20 protein-coding genes and 1 tRNA gene are annotated in these 26,991 nt (G+C 60.4%); 9 read left to right on the top strand and 12 right to left on the bottom strand.

The window, feature by feature from the left end:
* The first annotated feature begins 156 nt into the window (after positions 1-156).
* Entirely contained in the window at positions 157-3,792 is a 3,636-nt protein-coding gene (gene putA, locus GOB82_RS00550) for a bifunctional proline dehydrogenase/L-glutamate gamma-semialdehyde dehydrogenase PutA (RefSeq protein WP_166118353.1), read from the top strand.
* A gap of 119 nt (positions 3,793-3,911) precedes the next feature.
* A complete protein-coding gene (locus GOB82_RS00545; protein ID WP_166118351.1) occupies positions 3,912-4,595 on the top strand; it encodes a YoaK family protein in 684 nt (227 codons plus the stop codon).
* Between the two features lie 106 nt (positions 4,596-4,701).
* On the opposite strand, the gene GOB82_RS00540 is transcribed toward GOB82_RS00545, so the two are convergent.
* The 3 genes from GOB82_RS00540 to GOB82_RS00530 all read right to left on the bottom strand — a co-directional run bounded on the left by GOB82_RS00540 (position 4,702) and on the right by GOB82_RS00530 (position 7,975).
* Positions 4,702-4,863, bottom strand: coding sequence for a hypothetical protein (locus GOB82_RS00540; RefSeq protein ID WP_166118106.1), 162 nt, complete (start codon positions 4,861-4,863; stop codon positions 4,702-4,704).
* A 131-nt stretch (positions 4,864-4,994) separates the two neighbouring features.
* On the bottom strand, positions 4,995-6,365 hold the full coding sequence (locus tag GOB82_RS00535) for an amino acid permease (RefSeq protein ID WP_166118349.1): 1,371 nt from the start codon (positions 6,363-6,365) through the stop codon (positions 4,995-4,997).
* Between the two features lie 71 nt (positions 6,366-6,436).
* Entirely contained in the window at positions 6,437-7,975 is a 1,539-nt protein-coding gene (locus GOB82_RS00530) for an alginate export family protein (protein WP_242007123.1), read from the bottom strand.
* Between the two features lie 499 nt (positions 7,976-8,474).
* On the opposite strand from GOB82_RS00530, the gene GOB82_RS00525 reads away from it, so the two are divergent.
* Positions 8,475-8,882 (top strand): hypothetical protein, encoded by a 408-nt coding sequence (locus GOB82_RS00525; protein WP_166118347.1) that lies wholly within the window; start codon positions 8,475-8,477, stop codon positions 8,880-8,882.
* A gap of 404 nt (positions 8,883-9,286) precedes the next feature.
* On the opposite strand, the gene GOB82_RS00520 is transcribed toward GOB82_RS00525, so the two are convergent.
* The 3 genes from GOB82_RS00520 to GOB82_RS00510 all read right to left on the bottom strand — a co-directional run bounded on the left by GOB82_RS00520 (position 9,287) and on the right by GOB82_RS00510 (position 12,223).
* Positions 9,287-9,360, bottom strand: a tRNA-Gly gene (locus GOB82_RS00520).
* 81 nt (positions 9,361-9,441) lie between these two features.
* Positions 9,442-10,830 carry a DNA repair protein RadA gene (gene radA, locus GOB82_RS00515; RefSeq protein ID WP_166118345.1) on the bottom strand — a complete coding sequence of 463 codons (1,389 nt, stop codon included), beginning with the start codon at positions 10,828-10,830 and terminating at the stop codon, positions 9,442-9,444.
* A gap of 67 nt (positions 10,831-10,897) precedes the next feature.
* Positions 10,898-12,223 (bottom strand): UDP-glucose dehydrogenase family protein, encoded by a 1,326-nt coding sequence (locus tag GOB82_RS00510; protein WP_194300321.1) that lies wholly within the window; start codon positions 12,221-12,223, stop codon positions 10,898-10,900.
* 220 nt (positions 12,224-12,443) lie between these two features.
* Here GOB82_RS00510 and GOB82_RS00505 point away from each other — a divergent pair, with 220 nt between their 5' ends.
* The 4 genes from GOB82_RS00505 (at position 12,444) to GOB82_RS00490 (ending at position 17,022) form a co-directional block, all read left to right on the top strand.
* Positions 12,444-13,229, top strand: a complete 786-nt coding sequence (locus GOB82_RS00505; protein WP_166118343.1) for an MlaE family ABC transporter permease — start codon at positions 12,444-12,446, stop codon at positions 13,227-13,229.
* Complete coding sequence (locus tag GOB82_RS00500; RefSeq protein WP_166118341.1) at positions 13,226-14,002, top strand: ABC transporter ATP-binding protein; 777 nt, start codon at positions 13,226-13,228, stop codon at positions 14,000-14,002. The genes GOB82_RS00505 and GOB82_RS00500 overlap by 4 nt, the downstream gene beginning before the upstream one ends.
* A gap of 212 nt (positions 14,003-14,214) precedes the next feature.
* On the top strand, positions 14,215-14,379 hold the full coding sequence (locus tag GOB82_RS00495; RefSeq protein ID WP_166118103.1) for a hypothetical protein: 165 nt from the start codon (positions 14,215-14,217) through the stop codon (positions 14,377-14,379).
* 186 nt (positions 14,380-14,565) lie between these two features.
* Positions 14,566-17,022 carry a mechanosensitive ion channel domain-containing protein gene (locus GOB82_RS00490; protein ID WP_166118337.1) on the top strand — a complete coding sequence of 819 codons (2,457 nt, stop codon included), beginning with the start codon at positions 14,566-14,568 and terminating at the stop codon, positions 17,020-17,022.
* A gap of 64 nt (positions 17,023-17,086) precedes the next feature.
* Here the strand turns inward: GOB82_RS00490 and GOB82_RS00485 are convergent, their stop codons facing one another.
* The 5 genes from GOB82_RS00485 to gmk form a co-directional block, all read right to left on the bottom strand.
* Positions 17,087-18,094 carry a lipase family protein gene (locus tag GOB82_RS00485; RefSeq protein ID WP_166118334.1) on the bottom strand — a complete coding sequence of 336 codons (1,008 nt, stop codon included), beginning with the start codon at positions 18,092-18,094 and terminating at the stop codon, positions 17,087-17,089.
* A 585-nt stretch (positions 18,095-18,679) separates the two neighbouring features.
* A complete protein-coding gene (locus tag GOB82_RS00480) occupies positions 18,680-20,194 on the bottom strand; it encodes a replicative DNA helicase (RefSeq protein WP_166118331.1) in 1,515 nt (504 codons plus the stop codon).
* A 157-nt stretch (positions 20,195-20,351) separates the two neighbouring features.
* Positions 20,352-21,572, bottom strand: a complete 1,221-nt coding sequence (locus GOB82_RS00475; protein ID WP_166118328.1) for an AGE family epimerase/isomerase — start codon at positions 21,570-21,572, stop codon at positions 20,352-20,354.
* Positions 21,569-23,002, bottom strand: coding sequence for a D-glycero-beta-D-manno-heptose-7-phosphate kinase (gene rfaE1, locus GOB82_RS00470; protein ID WP_166118325.1), 1,434 nt, complete (start codon positions 23,000-23,002; stop codon positions 21,569-21,571). Before rfaE1 ends, GOB82_RS00475 begins: the two co-directional genes overlap by 4 nt.
* 5 nt (positions 23,003-23,007) lie before the next feature.
* Complete coding sequence (gmk, locus tag GOB82_RS00465) at positions 23,008-23,658, bottom strand: guanylate kinase (protein ID WP_166118322.1); 651 nt, start codon at positions 23,656-23,658, stop codon at positions 23,008-23,010.
* A gap of 119 nt (positions 23,659-23,777) precedes the next feature.
* Here gmk and GOB82_RS00460 point away from each other — a divergent pair, with 119 nt between their 5' ends.
* Positions 23,778-24,596, top strand: coding sequence for an SDR family NAD(P)-dependent oxidoreductase (locus tag GOB82_RS00460; RefSeq protein WP_166118319.1), 819 nt, complete (start codon positions 23,778-23,780; stop codon positions 24,594-24,596).
* Between the two features lie 167 nt (positions 24,597-24,763).
* A complete protein-coding gene (locus GOB82_RS00455) occupies positions 24,764-26,104 on the top strand; it encodes a purine-cytosine permease family protein (RefSeq protein WP_166119584.1) in 1,341 nt (446 codons plus the stop codon).
* Here GOB82_RS00455 and rlmB read toward each other — a convergent pair.
* Complete coding sequence (rlmB, locus tag GOB82_RS00450) at positions 26,038-26,874, bottom strand: 23S rRNA (guanosine(2251)-2'-O)-methyltransferase RlmB (protein WP_166118316.1); 837 nt, start codon at positions 26,872-26,874, stop codon at positions 26,038-26,040. The two genes, GOB82_RS00455 and rlmB, sit on opposite strands and share 67 nt — an antisense overlap.
* Positions 26,875-26,991: the final 117 nt, after the last annotated feature.

Here is a 26,991-nt window from a genome sequence, read left to right as displayed (position 1 = left end):
CCAGAAATCCGGCATTGCTGTCGCTCGGACCGCTCATGATTATATGATATTGCGAATCATATAATATAGTGTAACGAGGAAAAATCGTTATGCAGCCAGAACTCCCGCCCCCCCGCACGGCTGGACGTAAGGCCATTCCCGCTCGGAAATCATGCCATGCCCTTCTCTGACTCTTTTGCGCCTGCATTCGCCTCCCGAAGCCCACTGCGTCAGGCTGTTATCCGAGCCATGCGCCAGCCGGAGGAAGAGTGCGTGGCCGCCCTCACGCCGGGCGCCGCCCTTTCGGCGGAAGAAGGCCGGCGTGTGACGGATCTTGCCGCGGGTCTGGCCACATCCCTCCGGGCGGCACGCAACCCCGGCATTGTGGAAAGTCTGGTTCAGGAGTTCGCACTTTCCTCAGCCGAGGGTGTCGCGCTGATGTGTCTGGCGGAAGCCCTGCTGCGCATTCCCGATACCGCAACGCGTGACGCGCTGATCCGTGACAAGATTGGTGAGGGAGACTGGCTTTCCCACATCTCCCGCAGCGGGCCGATTTTCAGTAATGCCGCCGCGTGGGGGTTGGCGCTGACAGGCAAACTTGTCACCCCGCAGGATGACAGCGGCCTGAAGTCCGCCCTGCTTGGTTTTGTCAGCCGTGGCACAAAGCCGGTTATCCGCAAGGCGGTGAATGCGGCCATGCGGCTGATGGGCGAGCAGTTCGTGCTGGGCGAAACCATTACAAAAGCCCGTGAGAACAGCCGCAGGCTGGAAGCGCTCGGCTTTGCCTATTCCTATGACATGCTGGGAGAAGCCGCGCTGACCGCGCAGGATGCCGCGCGGTACAGGCAGGACTACATCACCGCCATTCATGCCATTGGCCGCAGCGCGCAGGGGGCGAATGTGTATGAGCGCCCCGGCATTTCCATCAAACTCTCAGCCCTGCACCCGCGTTATGCCCGCGCCCAACACGCCCGCGTGATGGCGGAACTTCTGCCGATCGTGCAGGACCTGACCCTGCTGGCCCGGAAATATGACATCGGCCTGAATATCGATGCCGAAGAAACCGAGCGCCTGGACATCTCGCTGGATCTGCTGGAAGCCCTGTGCCACACGCCGGGCCTGGAAGGCTGGAACGGCATCGGTTTTGTGGTGCAGGCTTACGGCAAACGCTGCCCGTATGTGCTGGATTACATTATTGACCTCGCCCGCCGCAGCGGGCACCGCATCATGGTACGCCTTGTAAAAGGCGCTTACTGGGACAGTGAAATCAAGAAAGCGCAAGTTGAGGGCGTGCAGGATTTTCCTGTTTACACCCGCAAGGCGCACACCGATATCAGCTATATTGCCTGCGCGCGCAAACTGCTGGGCGCGCGGGATGTGATCTTCCCGCAGTTCGCCACGCACAACGCCCGCACGCTTGCCACCATTTACACACTGGCAGGACGCGAGTTTGAAACCGGCTCCTATGAATTCCAGTGCCTGCACGGCATGGGGGAACCGCTGTACCGGCAGGTTGTGGGGACCGATAAGCTGAACCGCCCGGTGCGTATTTATGCGCCCGTCGGCACGCATGAAACACTTCTGGCGTATCTGGTGCGCCGCCTGCTGGAAAACGGCGCAAACTCCTCTTTCGTGAACCAGATTGGTGATCCCGCCATTCCGGTTTCCAGTCTGGTGCAGGATCCTGTTGAGGTTGCCCAGGGCTTTACGCCCTATGGGGCCTCCCACCCCGATATCAGCAAACCACCTGCCCTGTTCGGCGCGGAACGCCGCAACTCCGCCGGAACAGATCTGGCGGATGATGCCGTGCTCTCCTCCCTTCTGGACGGGCTGACCAAAGCCTCCGGCCCCTGGCAGGCTGGTCCGATGGGGGCTGGCGTGAAACCCGGCAAGACCACGCGGCCCGTAACCAATCCGGCAGACCGGCGCGATACGGTAGGCACCGTGGCCTTCGCCACACCTGATGACGTGAAAAAGGCCGCAAAAGCCGCTGCCAAAGGGCAGGCCGCATGGTCCGCCCTGGCCCCGCAGGCCCGCGCCGCCATTCTGGTCAAGGCGTCTGAAAGCCTTGAAGCGCACCGTGATGAACTGCTGGCCCTGCTCTCCCGGGAGGCCGGGAAATCCCTGCCCAACGGCGTGGCGGAAGTGCGGGAAGCCGTGGATTTCCTCCGCTATTATGCCGCCACCATCGTGCGGGATTTTGACAACGCAACCCACACCCCGCTGGGTGTTGTCGCTTGTATCAGCCCGTGGAACTTCCCTCTGGCCATTTTCCTTGGCCAGATTGCCGCGGCTCTTGCCGCGGGCAATGTGGTTCTGGCCAAACCTGCTGAAGAAACCCCGCTGATTGCCGCTCTTGCCGTGCGCATTCTGCATGACGCCGGGGTACCTGCCGCCGCCCTGCACCTGCTGCCGGGTGAAGGCGATATCGGGGCCGCTCTGGTAGGGGATAACCATGTCTCCGGTGTGATGTTCACAGGCTCCACAGTGGTCGCGCAGATGATCAACCGGCAGCTTGAAACCCGCCGCACCCGCACCGGCCAGCCCGTGCCGCTTGTTGCGGAAACCGGTGGCCAGAACGCCATGATTGTGGATTCCTCCGCACTGGCGGAACAGGTAGTGGCGGATGTTGTCGCCTCGGCTTTTGACAGCGCCGGGCAGCGATGCTCCGCCCTGCGCGTGCTGTGTGTGCAGGAAGACTGCGCCGAACATGTGCTGACCATGCTGCGCGGCGCCATGCGGGAGTTGAGCCTTGGCAACCCCGCCCGGCTCTCCACAGATGTCGGGCCTGTCATTACCGCGGAAGCGGCGGAGGGGATTACCAGCCACATCGAAGCCTTCCGCCAGAAAATGGCGCCGGTTTACGCCCTGCCCCTGCCCGAGCACTGCGCCCATGGCAGCTTTGTGGCCCCCACGCTGATTGAAGTCGCGTCCATCCGCGAGATCGGGCCGGAAGTCTTCGGCCCTGTGCTGCATGTGCTCCGTTATTCCCGCAGCACGCTGGATGCGCTGCTCTCCAGCATCAATGAAACAGGCTACGGCCTGACCTTTGGCCTGCACACCCGCATTGAGGCCACTGTCCAGCATGTGCTCTCCCGCATTGAGGCCGGGAACCTCTACGTCAACCGCAACACCATTGGCGCGGTGGTGGGGGTGCAGCCTTTTGGCGGGCGCGGCCTTTCCGGCACCGGCCCCAAGGCAGGCGGGCCGCTTATCCTCCGCCGCCTGCTGGCACAGGCTCCTGCCCTGCCACGGCTGGTGCGCGGGCGCACGCCCGCACCCATGGCGCGCTGGACAGACTGGCTGCGTGAACAGGGTGAAGGCCGGGCTGCAAGCACGGCAGCGGCTCTTGGCCGCCAGCCGCTGGTGGGCGGGCAGATTGCCCTCCCCGGCCCGGTGGGGGAAAGTAACCTCTACAGCCTGACACCCCGAGGTGCTGTACTGTGCATAGCCCAGACAAAAGCAGGTCTGTATGACCAGATCTCTCTGGCGCTGTCTGGTGGCAACACAGCGCTTGTTCTGGCGGATACACATCTGACAGGCTGGATTGCCTCCCTGCCGGACGTGCTACGCAGCGTGATCCGCCCGGTCAGCACGGCCACGGAGGACCCCTGCGCCCTTGTGCTGGGTGAGCAGGATGAAGCCGCCTTCGCCGCGGCCCGTGCAGCGCTTGGCACCGGCTCCCGCCCCATTGCCTCCGCATGGCTGACGGCTGACAGCCTGCCCCACCCGGAAAGCATGGTGGAAGAACAGTGCCACAGCATTAACACCACCGCCGCAGGAGGGAATGCCAGCCTGATGGCACTGGGCTGAGCCGAGAGGGGAAGAGAGGTGTGATGCCGTCAAAACGCTGCACACAAGCCGGGCAAACAGTGATATGAACCCCGACTTATACGATCTTTTCCCCTGTTTATCTTTTGAGTGGAGACCCCATGAGCACCCGCGCAGGACATGACCCCCGACTGGTTATCAGCATTATTCTGGTAACCATGGCCATGGGCATGCTGGACGCCATTTCCTTGCTGCATCTGAAAATTTTTGCCGGATACATGACAGCAACCGTGTTGCTGATGGCCGTGCATATCGCCACTTCGGAAAGCGTGGTGCTTTCAGGGTTTGAGGCGATCGGCCTTTATCTGCTGGGCGCGCTGGCCGGTGGCCGCCTTGCGCGCCGGAACCGCACCACTCGCCTTGATGTGGGGGATATCCTGCTGATTGTAGGCAGCATTGTGGGGCTGACGGCACTGGAATGGGCCGTGCAGCCGCCGGGCTGCACCTATATCACGCTGGGTCTTCTGGCTTTTGCCATGGGCCTGCAAACATCCGCCACGCGCCACGCCAAGGTAGCGGACATGAGCCTGCCGGCCGCGACCATGCTTCTGCATGGCCTTGCGCACAACAGCACCTTTGCCGGAGGCACCAACCCTGGCACATGGCGCAGGCTTGCCGCGATAAGCAGCCTGTTCGTCGGGGCGGTTATCGGCACACTCACATCCAGCCACAGCATTTCCATCGCCATTGCTCTCGCGGCGGCCATTATCCTCATCGCAGGCGGGCTGCTGCACGTGCGGGAGCATAAACTGCTGGCGCGTCTGGACCGACTGACCATGCACTGAACTCCTGGTCAGGACTTGCCGGTACTGGCTGGACATAACGGGAAAACATCAGGAACACCGCGCATCTGCGCAGCCCCGGGCCCGCGTATCCGCGCCACACAGCGGATTATGCCCCGGAAGATTGATCCGGTTTGCCCGAAGAGCCGCTGTCCCCCGTGATCCCACCGTGAGACGGCGGATCACTTGCGGGGAAGCTTTCCTCCAGAGCCTCATCCAGATCTCTGTCCTGCCTCTGTTTCCTGCTGCTCATATCGGTTTTATGACTCATGAGAGAACCCCCCATGTTTACATGTGAAACCATGCCCAGGAACATGCAGAAGCTGCCGCTCCTATAATCCTTCAGCCCTGTGGGCATATCCCTAAAACGCGCCGCGTCTGAAAGGTTTCCGCGCCAGCCTCTTATCTGACTTCTTCCAGAGAAGGCATTTTTTTCAGGGATGCCAGCAGGAAGAAGAAAACCGCTGTGCCAAGGCTGGCAATAGCTGTCATCCGCTCGGCAGGATTGGCCAGCATGGCAACAAACACACAGGCCACAGCCAGCAACGTTCCATAATTGCAGTAAGGGAAGAGCAGCAGACTGAAGTTCTCCGCCTGCCCGGCTTTCTGCGCACGGTAGCGCGTCTGCACATAAGCGGAAACAATCAGGCAATACACAACAAGAATAACACCACCGCTACAACTCAGCAGAAATGCAAAAATGGTATCCGGCGCAAGGATGGAGGAAAACGCGACCAGCGTGCCCACCACACTACTGACCGTAATGGCCAGACGCGGCGTGTGCATGGTGGATTTGCGGATCAATATGGCCGGGGCATCCCCTTTCGCGGCAAGCTCCGTCAGAACGCGGGAGGTAATATACATGCTGGAATTCAGGCAGGAGAGCACTGCACTCAGCACCACAATGCGCATCAGAAGGCCAGCACCGGGCACGCCCATGACATCCATGGCCGTAACAAACGGAGAATGGCCGGGCACAATGGAAGGCCAGGGCACATCCACCAGAATCATGGCGACAGACGCCAGATAAAACAGGGTGACACGCGTGCCGATACTGCGTGTGACCCGTGCGACATTCTTGCCCGGTTCGGGAGATTCCGCTGCTGCCACGGTGGCAATTTCAGAGCCCATCATGGTGAACAGAATGGTGGGAATAATGGAGAGCACCGCCACCACACCATGTGGAAAAAAGCCGCCATGCCCCAGCACATTCTGCCGCACAGGCACACCCGGCCCGAACACATGCGCCGCATACAACACGGAAACCGCAATAAAGGCGATAATGCTGACAACCTTGATCATGGAGAGCCAGAACTCACACTCCCCAAACACACGGGGGGCTGCAAAATTCACCAGCTTGAGCACCACAATCAAGGCAATGGCGAGCACCCATACCGGCAGACCAATCCAGTCCCGCAGCAGAATGGCCCCGGCAATCGCCTCACTACCCAGCACCACCACCCAGAAAAACCAGTAGAGCCACCCTGCGGTAAACCCGGTCCTGTTACCGTGCGCGGCACGGATATATTCCACAAAGGAGCCACGCCCGGGGTCTGCCGTCACCATTTCACCCAGCATCCGCATGACCAGAATAACCAGAATACCCACAGCCAGAAACGCCAGCAGCACGGCTGGCCCTGTGGCCGCAATGGCTGCCCCGCTCCCCACGAACAGGCCCGCACCGATAATCCCGCCCAGAGCAATCATGGCAATATGCCGGTTGCGCAAACCGGCGGCCTGTGGGGTCGGTGCGGTGTGGTCCTGATCAACCATAAACGGGAACTCCTTTAGTGTGGTTACGCGAAACGATTATTGCTTGTGCGGAAGAAAAAGGGAAATGCCTTCTAAAAATGCTTGAAGAAATATCCCTCGATAATTCCTGCATGATGCCCGATTTTCGGCATGGCCTGAACCTGCGGCACACCGGCTCTGGCCAGCGCTCTTCCGGCAGGGCCGGAAAACGCAACGCCCCCGGCCAACGCGGCGGATGTCGTGGCGTTCAGGGTATATTCGGCTGAAATATCAAGTTCATCCGAAACATGGCGCCCCGTGCCAGCCTTGAGCCCTGCCCCTGTGGGGTAGAGCAGGGAAAGATTATAATAATGCAGCCCCAGTTTCAGGCTGTCTTTGGAATGCAGCAGATGCACCGGCGGCGTGACTGTCAGATCAAGCTGATGCACTTCCAGATTGGAAAGCGGAGCCAGGTACATACCTACAATTTCACCCGGCCAGTACCCACCATAGGTGTAGCGTTTGCCATCGTAAAGAAATAAGGTGTCATAACTTCTTTTGACAGACCCTTGCGCATTTCGGGATCCACCAAAGCGCGTATAACGATAAAAAAACGAAGGGGTCCAGGGCAGCATGGAGAACCTGTAGCCGGGTTCAAAAAACATGGCGTAGGCTTCTACAGACTTATAACCATTCCCGGCATGACTGTTCTGCTGGGAAACAAAATTCCCATAAAACGTGAAATTTTTTGAAATGCCCAAGCGTTTTATAGGAACAAGTGTCCCGCCCCAGCTCAGGGAAGCCACATTCATCCCCTCCCTGTCCGAACGGGCGGAATAGTTATAAGACGCTGAAGTATCCGCCTGCGTGACATGAAAATACGTGAGCGTGACATAGGCCGCACGGTCCGCATAGGTATTCTCCCCATGTCCCCCGGCGCGATTGACAAACCAGCTGACATCAAACCCCACGAATTTGGTTTTTGGCCTGTCGTAGCCACGGTCGATATCATTATCGGTATTGCTCTCCAGCATGAAAACATCCGCACGCACCGGGTTCCCCTCCAGCTTGATCACACCGGGGCCGGAGAACGCGAACCGTGGCGCATACCACCATGCCCCGCGATTACCGGAGCTGTAAGTCCCTTTACCGATCAGAAATCCGTCATCCACAGCAAAAGCCTGTCGGCCACCCAGCACTGTCAGAGTCTGGGGCTTGCCCGCAAGCCTGAGTGGTATTTCCAAACCCAGATTGGCCTCTTCCAGATAGATCGAGTGCGGTGTGCCTGATGTCTGGGAAACTTCCTCCGCATCGCCATCGCCCAGAGTAGCGGCGCCAATGGCGGAAGCCTTACCAATCACGGCAAAACCATTTTTCAGCGCCCAGCGGCCTGTCAGGATCGGTTTACCGTATAATTCACCATAAACCGGGCTTCTGGTGTGCCTGTAGCCCCCTGATGGCCGAGGCGCATAGGAGCCCGCACCAAAATTGACGTGCGGCACGTAAAACGCAGACCCCCCGATATCAAGCCCGGCCTGTATCGTAAGGCCACGCAACGAGACCAGTGTGGTATCCGCCTGCGCTTTTTCCGACCCGGAAAATATAGACAGAAAAAATCCGCCCAGAACAAAATAATAAACCTTATTGCGCATAATGCTTTAACACATAGTGCGCCCGCAGGCCGCGAGATTCTGTTTCATGCCTCACCACTCCAAGCTTCGGCGCAAGCGCCTGCATGAGAGCAAAGCGCACGCCCATTTCTGCCACGAAGCCGCAGCGTCAATCTGCCGTAACAAAAACAGAATAATTCCCACAATGTCTTGTAAAATATCATATTTTTACAAAACGACGCTTTTGCGCAAGGACTGCGCAAACAGGCTTCCGGTTCCTGTAAGGTCCGGCTCATACCTGCCACCGTGACCATCAGGACGGGTGTGTTATGGACTATACCATGCACATAACGGTATAAACGTTACACGGTGTTATATTATTATCAAGCCCATTTTTCTTGTGCAATTATTATCGGCTCTCCAGAGCATTAACACAGTCACATGAAAAACCAAAGAATAAAACCATATTTCCCGATTTATATAGTTCCGGTATTGCAATATTATGCCGCCACACCCACGCTCAGCGCACTGGTTCTACGCCATGAACGAAGACCATCTCCTGAATATTATTTTCGAAATATCTATATTTTTTGATGATTTTCCGAAACTCTACAAAATCGGAATACCATCAGGGAGATCCACCACCTCAGCCCCACGCCACAACCACGCCAAACCTTCACACACCGGAGCAGGCTTGTCACAAAGTCGTGACCCCGAGAAGATTACCACTTCCGCGCCCCTTGTCCGGAATGTCCGTTCTGCATGCTGTGGAAAGCCCCAGCCCGCCGCACTGATTGCCATGATTCACGCGCGGGAACATTTCCTTCTGCCAAATTTGAAAAAACCAGAATATCAGATTCACTTTTCATACGGAGAAAAGGCCAGACATATAAAAAACGATATTATTCCTTATTTTAAAACGTATTTTCCATTTTCTGATCCTTATTGACCCTGACTCACGCCTTCCTCCAGACAAACGTTTCTCATGCGTCCTGCTGCCCTTCGCCCATGACGACACATACCCCTGCCAGCAAGCACGCTTTGGAAACGTATCAAATCTCATGCTGTTCGTACGGACAACTCCCTGACAGGATAGAGTGATCTGGAGAATGATCCATCCGTTGCGCGGCATAACCGCACCTCGCTGCATCTGGATGGCCTGATTCATTTAACCGGTCTTCCCACAGCATATGCGCACCCAACAGCTTTCGCGCTGCCAATACGCTTCAGGGCGATATGCTCGACAAAGTTCGCTAAAACGCGCCTCGCAACGCACTGCCGAGGCCTGTAGCAGCAAAACGCCACAGCCCACGGACTGTGGCTGGCGCGCATTCAATCTGTTTTTTGGAAAACTGGAGCGGATGAGGGGAATCGAACCCCCGTATGCAGCTTGGGAAGCTGCCGTTCTACCATTGAACTACATCCGCATTCCGTGGCGCGCACTATAGCGGGCCTGCTCCTGCCTGACAATCCGGGCAGGCACGGTTTTTCGGCTTTTCCTGCCGTTTTTATTCGGCTTCCATATCCGCTGTCACCAGATCAGACAGATGCCCGATCTCGCGCAGGGTCAGCCCTTCCGGCGGCTTGGTGCGGGCACTGCCCCGGGCGATGCGGCGCGGGAGCACGGCCTTGTCAAACCCCAGCTTGCCCGCTTCCTTCAACCGGGCATCCGCCTGTGAGACCTGCCGCACCTCACCCGATAGCCCGACCTCGCCAAAATAAACCTCACCCGCGCTGGTGGGCATGCCCGTCGCGGCGGAAATCAGTGCGGCCGCCACGGCCAGATCCGCCGCAGGTTCCGCCACTTTCAGGCCGCCCGCCACGTTCAGATACACATCCATGCCGGAGAGCTTCACGCCGCAGCGCGTTTCCAGCACCGCCAGCAGCATGGACAGGCGGCCGCTATCCCACCCCACCACAGCGCGGCGGGGGGCATTGTCACCACTTTTGGGGGCCAGCAGCGCCTGCACTTCCAGCAGCACCGGGCGCGTGCCCTCCAGCCCCGCGAACACGGCGGAGCCGGCAATATTCCCGCGCCGCTCAGCAAGGAATAGGGCGGAAGGATTGCTCACCTCCTCCAGCCCCCGGTCTGTCATGGCGAACACACCGATTTCGTCCGTGGCGCCAAAGCGGTTTTTGGCGGCGCGGAGAATACGGAACTGGTGGCCCCGGTCCCCCTCGAAATACATCACGGCATCCACCATGTGCTCCAGCACACGGGGGCCGGCCAGAGCGCCTTCCTTGGTGACATGCCCCACCAGAATCAGACTGAAGCCCTTCCGCTTGGCCAGCCGGATGAGTTCAAACGCGCAGGCCCGCACCTGCGAGACAGAGCCTGGCGCGCTTTCCACCGTTTCCAGCCACATGGTCTGGATGGAATCAATCACCACCGCCCGCACATCCGGTTCGGCTTCCAGCGTGGCCACAATATCCGCCACGTTGATCGAGGCCGCGAGGTCCAGCGTGGCTTCCCCCACCCCAAGACGCAGGGCCCGCAGGCGGATCTGGTCCACCGCTTCCTCACCCGAGATATACAGAACGCGCTGGCCCTTCCCGGCCATCTTGCACGCGGCCTGAAGCAGGAGAGTGGATTTCCCGATCCCCGGGTCCCCCCCCACCAGCACGACAGAGGCCGGCACCAGACCACCGCCCAGAACACGGTCCAACTCACCAATGCCTGTCTGGATGCGCGGCGGGGGGGCGGCCATGCCGTCCAGCCCTTCCAGCCGCACCCGTCGCCCGCTACTCCCGGCACGGGGGGAGGACGCCACCAGTGGCTCAACCGCCACCTCCTCGAGCGTATTCCACTCCCCGCAGGCCTCGCACTGGCCCGCCCATTTGGAGGACACGGCCCCGCAGGCCCGGCAGACAAACTGGCGGGCTGGTCGTTTAGCCAAGAGCGTTCTCCCCCATCATCATGCCGTTCATCTGGGGGCGAACACCCAGCACCTCAAGAGCCGATGCTTACGGACGCCCTACGGACTCATACGCAAAACCGGCGGCACGCATGGCGGCGGGATCAAAAATATTCCGCAGGTCCACAATGGTGCGGGTCCGCATGCGGCGGGCCAGTTCAGCGGGGGAGAGGGCGCGGAACATGTTCCACTCCGTCAGCACCACCAGCACATCCGCCTGCTCCGCCGCATCCAGCGCATCGGTGCAATAAAGGGTGCTGTCAGGCAGCAGCGGCTTCGCGGCGACCATACCCACCGGGTCATACGCGCGGATGGTGGCTCCGGCCTCCGCCAGACGATGCAGAATCGGGATGGATGCAGATTCGCGCATGTCATCCGTTTCCGGCTTGAAGGTCAGCCCCAGCACGGCCACCGTCTTCCCCGCAACAGACCCACCGCAGGCCGCAATAATGCGCCCGGCCATGCCTGCCTTGCGTGCCTCGTTCACCTGCACGGTGGTTTCCACCAGACGGCAGGCGCTGTGAGCTTCCTGCGCAATGCGGGAGAGGGCCAGTGTATCCTTGGGGAAGCAGGAGCCGCCATAACCGGGGCCGGGCTCCAGAAACTTGCGCCCGATGCGGGCATCCAGCCCCATGCCACGCGCCAGATCCTGCACATCCGCCCCCAGCGTTTCGCACAGATCGGCCATTTCATTGATGAAGGAAATCTTCATCGCAAGGAAGGAATTGGAGGCGTATTTGGTCAGTTCCGCCGTTTCCAGCCCTGTAAACAGCAGGGGCGCTTCAATAACAGACAGCGGGCGATACACCCGGCGCAGCACCTCTTCCGCCCGGCGGGCGCGTTCGGGGCGAGTCTGTTCCAGCCCGATAATCACGCGGTCAGGCCGCATGAAATCGCCTATCGCGCTGCCTTCACGCAGGAATTCCGGGTTGGAAGCCACATCAAAATCCGCATCCGGGCGGGTCTGCCGGATAATTTCGGCAATGCGGCGGCTGCTGCCCACAGGCACGGTGGATTTGGTGACAATCACGGCATACCCCGTCAGGGCTTCCGCAATCTGGCGGGCCGCGGCGTGAACATACTGCATGTCCGCAGCGCCATCCCCATTGCGGGGCGGCGTGCCCACGGCAATGAACACGGCCTCGGCCCCGGCCACGGCACTGGCGATATCATCGCCGAACGTCAGGCGGCCTGCCTGGCTGTTGGACGCCACCAGCGCATCCAGCCCCGGCTCGTAAATGGGAATACGGCCCTCCCGCAGGGCGGACAGGCGCGCGGGATTGGTTTCAACAATGGCGACATTAATACCGAACTCGGCAAAACACGCGCCTGATACAAGCCCGACATACCCGCCGCCGATCATGGCTATGCGCATTTCCTGCCCTCCTGCCTTACTCATTATCCATGTGATGGACTTTAAAAACTGGCACACACCAATGCCCTTAGCGGGCTGATGCCGCAATACCGCATTTTACGCTTCCGCACAGGCGCACCCACTCCGGCACGACACACCCTTTGACGGCACCCGGACTTCAGGCTACGGCTTGTGGCTGTTTGTCATTCACCCACAACACAGGACCGGACCGCCTGACCGGATGGATATGTTGCTCGATCTTGTGGCCAGACTGGGCCGTACTACCCTCGGCCTGATACGCGCCGCAGGCTCCCTCACCCTGTTTGCCCTCTCGGGGCTCTCCCACCTTATCAGACCCCCGTTCTACGGCCGGGTATTCCTGTCTTCTTTTCTGGAAACCGGGTTTTTCTCCCTGCCTGTGGTGGCGCTGACAGCCCTTTTCTCCGGCGGCGTGATTGCCCTGCAATCCTACACCGGGTTCGCACAGTATCATGTGCAGAACGCCATTGCGGGCATTGTGGTGCTGGCTGTCACCCGTGAGCTTGGGCCGGTTCTGGCCGGGCTTATGGTTGCGGGCCGCGTGGGGGCGGCCATGGCGGCGCAGATCGGCACCATGCGGGTAACAGACCAGATTGATGCGCTCAGCACCCTTTCCACCAACCCCATGAAATATCTGGTCACCCCGCGCCTTCTGGCGGGCCTTGTGGCTCTCCCCCTGCTGGTGATGGTGGCGGACGTGCTGGGTGTTGCCGGGGGCTTTACCGTCTCCGTGGTCAAGCTCGGCTTTTCCCCGCATGCCTACATCACGGCCACACTGAATTCCGTGAAGGCCATTGATGTGACAGTCGGGCTGGTCAAGGCCGCGCTGTTCGGGTTCCTGATCGCGCTGATGGGCTGCTATTACGGCTATAACAGCAAGGGCGGGGCCGAAGGCGTTGGCACCGCCACAACCTCCGCCGTGGTCGCCGCTTCCATCCTGCTGCTGGCCTTTGATTATCTCCTGACGGATCTGTTCTTCTCACAATGACCAGCCCCACCCCCAAAATCCGTATCCGGGATCTGCACAAATCCTTCGGTTCCAAAAAGGTGCTGGATGGCATCAATCTGGATGTCATGCCCGGCACGTCCTTTGTGATCATCGGCGGGTCCGGCAGTGGCAAATCCGTGCTCCTGCGCTGCATTCTGGGGCTGATCACGCCGGACTCCGGCAGTATTGAAATTGATGGCGAGAACATTCTGGCCGCCTCTTCCCGGCGGCAGGAAACCCTGCGCGGCGAAATTGGCATGCTCTTCCAGAACGCCGCGCTGTTTGACAGCCTGCCCGTGTGGGAAAACGTGACCTTCGGGCTGCTCGCCCTCAAACGGCTGAACCGCACGGACGCCCGCAGCCACGCAGGCAGCATTCTGGCACAGGTGGGGCTGGACCCCTCCGTGGGGGATCTCTACCCCTCTGAACTCTCCGGCGGCATGCAGAAGCGTGTAGGCCTTGCCCGCGCCATTGCGGCCCGGCCGGACATCCTGTTTTTTGATGAACCCACAACCGGGCTGGACCCCATTATGGGGGCTGTCATTGACGGGCTGATTGTGGACTGCGTGAAAAAGCTTGGCTCCACCGCCATTGCCATCACGCATGACATGGCCTCTGCCCAGCGGATCGGGGATGAAGCCGCCATGCTCTACAAGGGCCAGTTGATCTGGCAGGGGCCGGGAAGCTCCCTGATGGACAGCGGGAACCCGATGGTGGACCAGTTCACCCATGGTCGCCGTGAAGGCCCCATTACCATGGAGCTGCGCCGCTGAACCCGGCCCGGCCTCTCTCCCGCGCTCCGGCGGCGCACATGTTTTTCTGAAGCTTTTTTCAAGCGGCTGCTTGCCCCCCTCCCCGCCGGATGAGATAGAAGCAGAACCGGACTGAAACACAGGAACAAGACATGAAAAACGCGGTTCTGATGGTGATATGTGCTTTTGCGCTCTGCTCATGCGGGCTCTTTGGCAAGCAGGAGCCGCGCCACATGACCACGCCGGCACAGTGGGAAAAGTACGGTTTCAAGGACCATCTGCAGGAAACGCGGCAGGACAGCAGCACGGCCACCACGGCTGAAAGCACCAGTCCGGTTGCCCAGAAGGCCGATGCCAAGCCCGGCAAGAAGAGAAGCCACAGGAAATCCTCTTCCTGAAGTCCGCCAGAAAGCGTACCGGGACACACACCGGAAAACGCTCCAGACACTCTTCCGGAAAACCCTCCTGAAACCCGGCCTTCCGGGCGGGTTCTCCGGCCCTGCTCCAGTCTTCTCTTCGCAACCTCCAGGTTCTCTGGCACGTTGACCCTCCACGTTCCGTGTGCCGGAGTTTAGAGAAGACTTATGACCTGCAAGACGTTCCGCGTTTTTTTTCCAGTTCTGTGCATGGTTCTTGCGGGGCTGCTCTCCCCTGCGCTCTCAGGCACTCCGGCGTGGGGGGCTGAGACAGCCGCTACGCCCTCTGCCACGGCCACACCTGCCGCCACTGCCCCACAAACACCCCCCAAGGCCCCCACCGCCCCACTGATTACCGACATCACGCTTTTTGTGTCCGATGACACCCTGAACGCGATGGGCGATGAACTCCGCGCCGTCTATCTGAACAGCCAGAAAGAATATTCCGTCACGCAGAACGGCAACGCGCTGACCACGCTGCTGCGGCGCGCCACAGCCGTCTCTTCCAAGGCGGACACCCTGCTGGCGCAGATCAAGCCATATGAGGGTGTTTATCAGAGCTTTGTGGATATTCTGGGCAAACCGGACCCCAGCGAACCGGAGTCCATCACCCAGCAGCGTAAAGTGCTGACAGCCCGCCTGCGGGATATTACCGGACGCATCACCCGCCTGCGGCTGTACCAGCTTGAAGCCCAGCAATTGCTGCTGGAACTCCGCCAGCATGGCACGGCCATCCAGCAGGCCACCATGACCCAGCGCTTCCCCTCTCCGCTCGGGGTCAATTTCTGGTCCCAGCTTTCCGCCACGGCACCGCAGGACAAAGCGCGCATTTCCGCACTGGCGCAGGAGAGCGGCGCGGTTCTGAAAGCTGCGTTTTCCAGCCGCCATGCGCTGCTGACACTGGGAGCCATGGTGCTTTCCGCAGTGCTGCTGGCTCTGCATGTCCTCTGCCATACCCCGGTGCGCATGCTGGTTTCACGCTTCATGCCCGCAGGGCGCGTCCGCCCCATTACCGCGGCGGTACTCTGCGCACTTGTTGGTATCGTGGCATGGGGGGCTGCATTCCAGATCACATGGAGCGCCATCAGTTTTAACAATGATGCGCTGTCGGATGACCTCAACACTCTGGCTGAAATGGTGGCAGCACAAGTCCCGCTCTGCGGTTTTGCGCTGGAGATGGGGATCTGCCTGTTCTCCCGCAGGCCGAAATGGCGCGTTTTTCCCATGTCGGACACACTGGCGCGCAACCTTCGGCTCTTTCCCGTCTGGTTTGCCGGAGCGCTGATCGTGCGCGGGGTGCTGCGTTATATCGACACCAAAAGCAGCCTTGGCCTGCTGCCCACCCAGCTTATGGACGGGCTGTATACTCTGGCTGTCAGCCCGCTGCTGTTTGCCATTCCGCGCCAGCTCCGCCTCTCTGCAAAGGAGGATAACGCGCCACCCAGCTCCACCAGCCTTGTGCCGTTCTTGAAAACACTCGCCAGCACCATCTGCTTTGTATGCTGGGCGGCGGTGTTCACCGGGTATATCCCGCTGGCCTACGCCATTATCTCATGGCTTTCTGTCATGGCTGTCACCATGACCGGCCTGCTGCTGATTTCCATGCTGGCCACGGCACTGGGCAACAGTGTGTTTCCCTCCACCGCGCCCGTGGGCGCGCGGATGATCGCACTTGGTCTTCCGGCCCGGCTGGTTAATCAGGCCTGCGTGGTTGTGCCGGGGCTGATCAATGTATTTCTGCTGGTTGTGGCGTTCTCTGTCGCCACCTCCGGCGCGGATTTTGACCCCACACAGGTCGGCCACCGTATCCTGTCTATTTTCAACGGGCGGGGCGCAACAACGGAAGACAGCTTCAACCTCTCGCTCGATGCCATGATGCTCTGCGCCGGATTGCCCATTCTGGGCCATTACGCCATCCGTCTGGTGAGAAACTGGTTCCGCCAGCGTTTTTTCCCCACCACACGGCTGGATATCGGCACACAGGCCTCCATCCTGAATATTCTGACCTACAGTACCTGGATTATCATCGGCCTGTGCATGGCCACCGCGCTGGGGGTCACGGTCAAGAGCATGACATGGGTTGTCAGTGCGCTTTCCGTCGGGATTGGTTTTGGCTTGCAGTCCATTGTGCAGAACTTTGTTTCCGGCATTATCCTGATGGCCGAACGCCCTGTCTCCATTGGCGATGTGGTGGATATTGCCGGCGCACATGGCGAGGTCGCACGCATCAGCGTGCGGTCCACCAACATCAAACTGGCTGATGGCTCCACCATGATCGTGCCGAACTCCCAGTTCATCACCTCCGCGGTGCGCAATGCCACACGAGCGGAAAAGCCGGGGGTCTTTACCATTGTGCTGCAACTGCCCTTTACCTCGGACCTGCAAAAAGCCATGGATGTGATGACAAGCACTCTGGCCGCCTGCGAGAATGTGGAAGAGCAGCCCGAACCCACGGCGAGCATCACCTCCGTTGCGGATGGCTCCGCCCTCATGACCGGCACCGCCCGCGCCCGTGTGGGGATGGATACAGCCACAGTGCGCAGCCAGGCCCTGTTCGCCCTGTGGCAGGCTTTTCAGAAAAACCATATTCCGGTGACGGTGAACAGCACCAGCACCTCAAAGTAAAATAAGATTCTATACTGTAGAATTCTGAAAATTCTCCAGAGCTCTACAGTATAGAATAGAATTTCTAATGCGTCGAGACAATCACAATATCTTCATCGGTTTGTGGGGCTTCATCAAGAACAACCATTTTCAGATTGAAATGTTCGAGATAAGCGGTGCCATGCTGGTAGGGATATTGTGTCGCGTATGTCGGAAAGGCGGGGTTGATCGGCGTATCAAATGCCTGTGGAGATGCAGTATGCGTGTATTCGTAAACGCCGAGAAATTCTGCGGCAAGATAGGCGAGACTTTTGAAAACAATAGACTCGACAATGTCGGGTTCATAGAGGGTTGCCAGTTCTATAAGCCCCTGCTTGGAGAACGCTTTCGTGACAACATCTTTGTCATTTGCCAATCGCGTGAGACGAGAGTTCAGACGTTCCTTGGCATAGACGGCATAAGCAGCATTTCCGGCCGTGGTTCCTGCCGCAGAAAATACGTTTACAGTCGCTCTGTCTGAATTCAGCTCGGTTATCAGATACAGGCCAATCAGAGGAACCAGTGTCCCCGCCATACTATGACCGCACACGGTTATGGTGATAGGTTCGGCACTGCTTTCAAGAATATCCTTGAAAAATCCAGCAAGCGTTTTTCCCTCCGCTGGCAGGTTATTGCTTGTCATGCCAATAATGTCCGTCGTGGTCAACATCATGCCGTGGCTGATCCGGGCATCATCGGGGGCAACACTATCGATGGTGTTCCAAGGGGATGTCTGAAGAACGTCTATATCTTCAAAGGCGTTCAGATCGGATGTCGTGGAACGGATGGCGACCTTGTAACATCCTGGCTGGACTTTGCTCTCAACAATGAAAAACATATAATCATCGTAATCCAAATTCCCCTCATTATGCGATTTTCTTAAAACTGCCGGTCCAAAAACGATGTTATCGTAAATATTTTTCGTAACAGGGGAAAGTGACAGGGATTTTTGAATTTTCTCATACGTCAGGGCAGGATCATGTTGTGTCTGATACCCTCCGTTGCTGGTTATGAAGCTGAGAGATAAATTAACTTGTTCATCAGTATATGCCATTGCATCTTTCCTCTTTATGGAAGAAATTTTGGTAACATATGTTCTCTTAAAAACTATTAACAGCATCGTCTCAAGAAAGATACAAATTATTCTGCTTTATTTTGTCATTTTAGACACAATTAATTATGGTCAGAATGTCAATCCCTGAATTACCTCAGTGAAAAAACTGAAAATACACAGGTTTTACTACCTGAAAGACGACCAAATTACCTCTCTGCATACCTTTTCCCGAAGAGCCATGGTGCCTCTCCGACCGATGATCTCCCCGTTCTGAACGGCATTCTCTTTAACATTGTAAATCGGAACACCGCACAAGGGATGTTATGCAAACCGGCGTGATGATCCAGACGGGTTCAGGAACGCATTGGAAAACACAAGGGCAGCCCCTGCATTCAGGACAGATATCCCTCGAAAAACATGCTTAACAGAACAAGAGAAATGCAAATTCCGTAAGCGTATCACGATCATGTTCGGATGCCTCTAGAGCTTCCGACACGCCGCCACACGATATGACAAAAGCCTGATCAGATCCACATCAGGCAGGAGTCAGGCCCCTGTCAGGACAGGGAGCCTTCACGCGTGCGTTCAGTGAAGCTGGTCTTCATGCAGCGTGTCCAGATCGGCAAAGCGTGTGTATTCACCTTCAAAGAACAGATGCACGACGCCGGTGGGGCCGTGACGCTGTTTTTCCAGAATAAGTTCCGCCTTGTTATGCACAAGGCCCATCTTGCGCTGCCAGTCATCCAGCGCAGCAGAATATTTGTCCATGGAATCAAACGCTGTTTCCTTGGGCATACGCTGCTGGAGGTAATATTCGTCACGATACACAAACATCACGGAATCCGCGTCCTGCTCGATCGAGCCGGATTCACGTAGATCCGAGAGCATCGGGCGTTTGTCTTCGCGGCTTTCCACCTGACGGGAGAGCTGGGAGAGTGCGATAACCGGCACCTCCAGCTCCTTCGCAATTGCCTTTAACCCCTGTGTAATCATGGAGATTTCCAGAACGCGGCTTTCCGGGCGGGTGCCGACGGAGGGGCGCATCAGCTGGAGGTAATCCACCACCACAAGGCTCAGCCCGCGCGTCCGCTTGAGGCGGCGGCAGCGGGTGCGCATGGCGGACAGGGAGATGGCAGGCGTATCATCAATCACCAGAGGCAGGCGGGACAGTTCACGGCTGACACGCACAAAGCGGTCAAACTCTTTCTGGCCAATGTCACCACGGCGGATTTTTTCACCCGAAACCTCAGCCTGTTCGGAGAGGATACGGGTTGCAAGCTGTTCGGCGGACATTTCCAGAGAGAAAATGGCCACTGTCCCGGTCGGCTCCACGCCTGGTCCCTTCTCTTCCGCCTCAATCATCAGCGCACGGGCGGCGGAGAAGGCAATTTTGGTGGCCAGCGCGGTTTTCCCCATGGCCGGACGCCCTGCCAGAATCATGAGGTCAGACGGGTGCAGGCCACCGGTTTTCTTGTCCAGATCCCGCAGGCCGGAGGTCAGGCCGGATACATGCCCTTCGCGCCGGAACGCCTGCTCGGCAGTCTTGATGGCATCTGTCAGGGCGCGGTCAAACACCACAAAGCCGCCATCCTGCCCCTTTTCCGTAGCCAGCCGGAACAGGGCCTCTTCCCCCGCGGCAATCTGATCCGGGCCGGAGAGGTCAGACGTGGCGCCAAAGGCGCTGTTCACCACGTTCTCACCAATATCAATCAACTGGCGGCGTATCCACGCATCATGAATGGCGCGGCCGTAATCCCCGGCGTTGATAATGCCCACCATGGCTGTCAGCAGTTTGGCCAGATAGGCCATGCCGCCCACATCATTCAGCATGCCGGAATTTTCCAGCTCGGCCCGCAGGGTCACGGGGTCCGCAAGCTGGCCGTTTTCAATCCGGCGGGCAATGGCATCATAAATCCGGCCATTGACCTGATTGGCAAAATGCGCGCCGGTCAGAAAATCTGAAACCCGGTCATAGGCGCGGTTGTTTGTCAGCAACGCGCCCAGAAGCGCCTGCTCCGCTTCAAGGTTGGCAGGAGGATGGCGAAGGGAGAGCGACAGAAGCGTTTCTTCTTCCTGCCGCTTGGGTTGGGTCTGGGTCATGCTCACGCCGTTGGTTCTAACAGGTCTTTGCACACACGTCTTCCGACTTTCGCCCGAAAGTCTGCGCGGCCTTCACGCCGCGCCGGGCGGCCCCGCACCTCTGCAAGCCCCGAGCCCGAGCAACGCAGGGAAAGAGGCCGCAAGGGTGCTGCCGCACCTAAAGCTTTTGCACCGGCGGCCTGCCCGCCTGCCGCGCCGCCTGATCCAGCGAATCAAACGCCGTAATGATATGGTAGAGCGAGCTGGTGGGAATTTTTGTCACCATGGGCGCACCGCTGGCATCAAGCTGATCCACCCATGTCCCCGCCGGGCAGCCCGTAAAATAGCAGTCCAGCAGGTTTTCCGCCAGCCGCACGGCCAGCCCCCGGCTGTCCCGCCTGTCCTGACACAGCACGCCGCGCAGGGCTTCCCCCTGCACCCACAGGCGGGAGCCACCACGCAGCACGGAGCCGCTCCGTGTCAGCACATCACGCACCCGGCCCGTTTCCGGCACCATGCCAAAGCGGGTGGCAAAGCTGTACAGGCGCATGGCGGGTTCCGAGGTGTCCACCCCGGTCAGGCGGCTATATTCACCCAGCAGCCAGACCCATTCAAAATGATGCCCCGGCTCCACCCACTGCCCGGCCTCCGCCCCTGCGGGCTGCCAGTCCGAGGTGAAGAACTCACCCAGCGTGCCCGTAACAGGGTCCAGAAAACGGGTGCGGAACAGCCGGTACAGCGTATGCGCCAGAGCCAGATCCGCCTCATGCCCTGTGGTGACATACAGAGCCAGCACGGCTTCCAGCAGATGCATGTGCGGGTTCTGCTGCCGGGCTGAACCATCATCCGGCAGGCAGTTCAGAAAACCGCCCTCCGGGGTGGCCATGTGCTGCTGCACCCAGCCCAGCGTTTCACGCGCCAGTGCTTCCGCCCGCCCGGAACCTTCCAGCCGACCATACCAGGCCAGCGCGAACACCACGAAAGCAAGGTCATACAGGTCTGCCGTGCTGTCCAGCACAGCGCCTTCCCGCGTGAGCGAGCGAACCCACCCCCCGTCCTCACGGTGCGCATGCAGCATAAAGCAGAAAATGCCATGAGCGCGGGAGACTCCCTCCTCCCACCCGTGCAGCGCCGCCCATGAAAACGCGAACAGCTGCCGCGCCTGCACCCGCAGCCGCTTGAAGGGCGGGAGGGCGGGCTGGCCATCCAGTGTCAGGCATTCCTGCGCACCCAGCAGAGCCAGATCCTGCGGGGTGCCATCACACCCCGTGGTAGCCCAGAACGGCAGAGCCTTCTGAAAGAGCCATTCGGAAAACCGGTCCCTTACCGCCATCAGTGGCAGCGGAGCACCATCCGTCTGGGCGTCCGTCAGGGGATTTGGGAGAGGTGTGCGACTCATGCGTCCTGAATCCGTCCGATTGTCGCGGTGGTCGAATGGCCTTCCGCCAGAGTGGCCAGCACCAGCCGGCCACCTTTTTCCAGCACGATATCAGCCCCCACAACCTGCTCCGGCGCGTAATCCGCCCCCTTGATGAGCACATCCGGCATCAGGGTGCGGATGGTTTCCAGCGGCGTATCATCGTCAAAGGAGACCACGGCATCCACATACCGGATAGCGGACATCACCCGTGCGCGGGAGGCCAGTGTGTTGACAGGCCGGGTGGGGCCTTTCAGCCGACTGACGCTGGCATCCGTGTTGAGCGCGACCACCAGACGATCACACGCTGCGCGGGCCTCCGCCAGCAGGCCGACATGGCCGGGGTGGAGAATATCAAAACAACCATTGGTGAAGCCCACCTTCAGCCCCCGGCTCTGCCAGCGCTGCACCTGCGCGCAGGCGGCGGAGAGAGGTAGCAGGTGTGGCACGTCATCCGGGCCGGACTGTTCGTCCAGCTCGTGCAGCACTTCCTGAATATCCGCCGTGGCAGTACCCAGCTTGCCCACCACCACGCCAGCGGCGGCGTTGGCCACACGCATGGCCTGCTCGAACGTCATGCCGGACCCCACGGCCAGCGCCATGGTGGCTATCACCGTATCCCCCGCGCCGGACACATCGAACACTTCCCGCGCCCGGGCCGGCACGGAAAGCGCCGGGGCATCGCGCCGTATCAGCATCATGCCTTTTTCAGAGCGTGTCGCGAGGATGGCTGCGGCATCCGCCTGCGCCATGACGGAACGGGCCGCCAGTTCCGCCTGGGCTTCCGTGCCCACCGGCATACCGGACGCCAGCGCCAGTTCCTTCGCGTTCGGGGTGATGCACGTCGCCCCGCGATACTGGGTATAGTCGGCTGTTTTCGGGTCAACAAACACGGGAATACCGCGTGCGCGGGCCACGCTGAACACATGCGTCAGCACGGCGGGGCTGCACACACCTTTCCCGTAATCGGACACCACAACAGCCTGCACGCCATCAATCCGCGCATCGACAGCGCGGCACAGAGCCTCGGCTTCCTCAGGCTGGAGCGGTTCGCGGCTTTCCTCATCCGCACGAACCACCTGCTGCTGCACGGCAATAAACCGCGTCTTGCAGATGGTGGGGCGCGTGGGGGACGCCACGGTGGCATCCACCACGCCGGGGCGCTGCTTCAGGGCCGCGCGCAGCAAGCCGCCTGCTTCATCCTGCCCGACCAGCCCCACCAGAACGGCGCAGCCACCCAGAGAAATAACGTTATTGGCCACGTTCCCCGCCCCGCCGGGCATTTCCCGCCGGGAGTCCAGCAGCAGAACGGGCACAGGCGCCTCGGGCGATATCCGTTCCATGGTTCCGTACAGGAACCGGTCCAGCATCACATCCCCCAGACAGAGAACCGCGACTGACGAAAAATCCATAGCCTTCAGGCTCCGAATGTCTTCACGAAATCGGCCAGTCCGGTCTGCCGTCTGGTGAGCAGGCGTCCGGCTGTCAGCACCGCGCGGGCTTCAAAAATCGCGCGGTCCAAGTCTGTATTCACCACCACATGATCGAACTCGCGCCAATGGGAAATTTCATCCCGCGCAGCAGCCATGCGGCGGGCGATTTCATCCGGATGGTCGGACGCGCGGGCGTGCAGGCGGCGCTCCAGCTCTTCCAGCGAGGGCGGCAGCACGAACAGGCTGATCACATCCCCCGGCAGCGCCTTGCGAATCTGCAGGTGGCCCTGCCAGTCGATATCAAACACCATATCGTATCCGGCACTCAGCGCCTCTTCCACCGGGCCGCGGGGCGTGCCGTAGCCCCGGCCGAACACAATGGCCCATTCCAGAAGCTCGCCCTTGGTGGCCATGTCCTCAAACTGCTCCATGGAGCGGAAGTGGTAATGAACGCCTTCCTTTTCACCGGGGCGGATCTGCCGCGTGGTGACGGACACGGAGTGTCTCAGCCTGGGTTCGGCCGCCCGCAGCGCGTTGGCAATGGTCGATTTCCCGGCCCCCGACGGCGCAGAAATCACAAGACATATCCCACGCCGTTTGATGGCCTTCTCCTGATCTGACACTGTGCTGGACATCCCGCCGCCACCTTCTTCCGTATTCGCAATACACCACTTTATCCGGCGTCTCTGCCACAAGTGCCGCCGGGGTGCCATAATGGAGGAATGTTCTAACAGTCTCGGATCAAGAGGGCGATATGAAACACGATAGCATTCTGATTACCGGTGCGTCTTCCGGGCTGGGACATTCACTGGCGCTGACACTGGCCCGCCCCGGGCGCAGGCTCTTTCTGGGGGGCCGCAATGCGGAACGCCTGACAGAAACCGCCCGCCAGTGCATCTCCCGCGGTGCGGCGGCGGAAATCCGGCTGTGTGATGTCACGCACCGCTCCGCCATGGAAGAATGGGTGCAGGGCACCGGCGGGCTGGACATGGTTCTGGCCTGCGCAGGCATTACCGGCGGCACGCGCCGCCCCCCTGCGCCGGATATGGCCCCCTATGAGCCGGACGCACAGGTCCGCCAGATGTTTGCCACCAATGTGGAGGGCGTGCTGAACACCGTGCTGCCCGCACTCAGGCTGATGCTCACCCAGCCCCGCGCGCAGGATGGCCTGCGCGGGCGTATCTGCGCCATTTCCTCCGTGGCGGGAGTGGTGTCCTACCCCGGCACGCCCGCCTACAGCGCGGCCAAGGCGGCGGTGGACCGGTTTATGGTCGCCACCGGCGGCAACATGAAACAGGCCGGTATTCTGCTCAGTTCCGTGGTGTGTGGCTTTCTCAATACACCCATGGTGGCGCGCAACCGCTTCCCCATGCCCGGACTTATGGATGTGGATAACGCCAGCCGCCGTATTCTGCGTGGACTGCGGCGCAATGAACGGCGCATTGTATTCCCGCACTGGCTGGTGGCCGGCTCCCGCTTTATGGACCTGCTGCCCATCCGTCTGGCAGAAGCCTATTATACCAACCAGCCCACAGGGGCCGCGGGCAGCATGCCGGAACCGGATTTGTCCTGAACCGCCCGCGCCCTGCCTTTCAGGACACACCGCCCGGCATGACCCAGAACACCTCCTCCGGCCAGCCCCCCGGCACAGACCACCCCCAGCCTCACACCCCGCGCGGCACAGGGAGGCAGGACACGGCGGCTCCCTCTCTCCCTCCCGGCGCACGCCCGGTAGAGGGCATGCAGGAAGGGCACGCACCGGGAAGGCTGATGGAAGATCTGTCCGCAGCCTCCGTGCGGGAGCCTGTTCCTGCGGCGCAGAAAACCATGGCGCTGGACAAGGTGTTCTGGAGCCATTTCTCCCCCAATCTGGGGCCGGGCGGCTGGGTGACGGGGGCACTGCTTGTCAGTCTGGGACTGGATTTCAAAACCGGCCTTCTGGCGGTTCTGCTGGGCAATTTTCTCGGCGCGCTGCCGGTTGCGCTGGCGGCCTCCATCGGTCCGGCCACGGGGCTGACGCAGATGGAAGCCTCCCGCCGGGCACTGGGGCGGCTGGGCGTGCGCCCTCCGGCCTTTCTCAACTGGATTTACTGCGTGGGGTGGGATGCCGTGAACAACGTGCCCGCCGCCACCGCCCTGATAGCCCTGCTGATGCTGGCGCACGTTGCCCTGCCCTTCTGGCTGGCACTGGCCGTGCTGGCCTCCGCGCAGATGGTGGCCTCCATTTACGGGCATCATGTGGTGCAGGCGCTGCAAAAATACCTCGGCGCCCTGCTGCTGGCCACCTTCATCCTGATGGGCGTGGTTTTTGCCGTGCGGGGGGCGGCCCCCGTGGCGGCGCATCACCCGGTGAGCCTTTCCACCTTCCTGCTGGCCACGGGCATTCTGGTCAGCTTCAATCTCTCCTGGGCCTCCTATTCCTCGGATTACACGCGTTATCTGCCTGCCAGCACCAGCCCGAAGCGCGTGGTGCTGCTGGCGCTGGCCGGGCTGCTGGGCTCTGCCATCCCGTTTCAGATTCTGGGGCTTCTCTGCGCGGGCAGCGTGGCCAACCCCTCCCCCACGGCGGTGATTGCCTCCCTCCAGCAGGCCATGGGGCCACTGGGGGCCGTTGCTCTGGCGGCCATCGCGCTTTCTTCCATCACGGGCAATTCGTTCAATGACAACACGGCAAGCTACAGCCTGATTTCCGCCGGGCTGCATGTCCCGCGTGTGACAGCCGCCATCCTGACCGCCCTGCTGGGCTACGGGCTAGCCGTGGCCGGAGCCGGGCGCTACACCGCGCTGTATACGGACTATCTGCTGGTCACGATGTACTGGATTGCGCCGTGGATCGGCATTGTGCTGGCTGACTGGTATTGCGGCACCCGCCAGCCGCGCCCGGTCCCGCCGGGCTGGACGTATGGGGCGAGCATTTTCGCCATTACATCCGTGCTCACCATCCTGCTGTTTTCCAGCAGTGAGCTCTATACCGGCCCCATAGCGCGCTGGCTGGGCGGGGCCGATATTGGCTATTACGTGGGCTTCTTCATGGCTGCGGGCTGGTATGTGCTGGGCATGCGCTCCCGCGCCAGCTCATAAAGCCCCACGGCTGCGGCCACAGATACGTTCAGGCTTTCCATCTCGCCGGGCATGTAAAGCCCGGCAATCTCATCACAGCTCTCCCGTGTCAGGCGGCGCAGGCCCTTGCCTTCCGCCCCCAGCACCAGCGCCACCCGGCGGCCCTTGAAGGCCGGACCATCAAGCAGGCCACCGCCCGCATCCAGCCCGACAGTCCAGCACCCACCTTTCTGCAGCGCCTCAATCGCACGGGAGAGGTTGACTTCCCGCACCATCGGCACGGTTTCCAGCGCGCCGGAGGCCGCCTTGGCCAGCACGGCGGTTTCTTCCGGCGCATTGCGATCCTGCACCACAATGCAGGCTGCGCCAAACGCCGCGGCAGACCGCAGGATGGCACCCACATTGCGCGGGTCTGTCACCTGATCCAGCACCAGCACCGGGCCGGGGCGCTCCAGCGCTTCTTCCAGCGTCAGGTTCGGCAGGGCCTTGACCAGCGCGGCCACACCCTGATGCACGGCCTCTTCCCCCAGCATGTCATCAAGCTGGGCGCGCTGCACCAGTTCAGGCTCAATGCGCAGAACAGCCCCGGCCTCCCGCGCGGCCAGCAGGGCGGGATGCTCGGCCTCTGTCACCAGCAGGCGCTGAAACACCCGCTGCGGGTTGGCCAGTGCGGCCGCCACGGCATGTGTGCCAAACAGCCAGCAGGAGCCAGCAGGAGCAGCCCCCTCCCGCCCTGCGGGAGAGCCACCACGCGGGCGGCGGGACGGACGGCCAGAACGGGGAGTGCGCATGAAAAACCTTGAGCTGTCGTGTTCAGCCCTCTCCCTACCGCATGTTCGCACTGGCGGGCTATCCCCCTTGCGGCAGGTTCCGTGGCAGGCCGCACCCTGCCCATGCCCCGCCACCTT

Origin of the sequence: Acetobacter farinalis (genome assembly GCF_011516935.1) — a bacterium.
In the GTDB taxonomy this organism is placed as follows: Bacteria; Pseudomonadota; Alphaproteobacteria; order Acetobacterales; family Acetobacteraceae; genus Acetobacter; species Acetobacter farinalis.
This window is presented reverse-complemented; position numbering and strand designations above follow the sequence as displayed.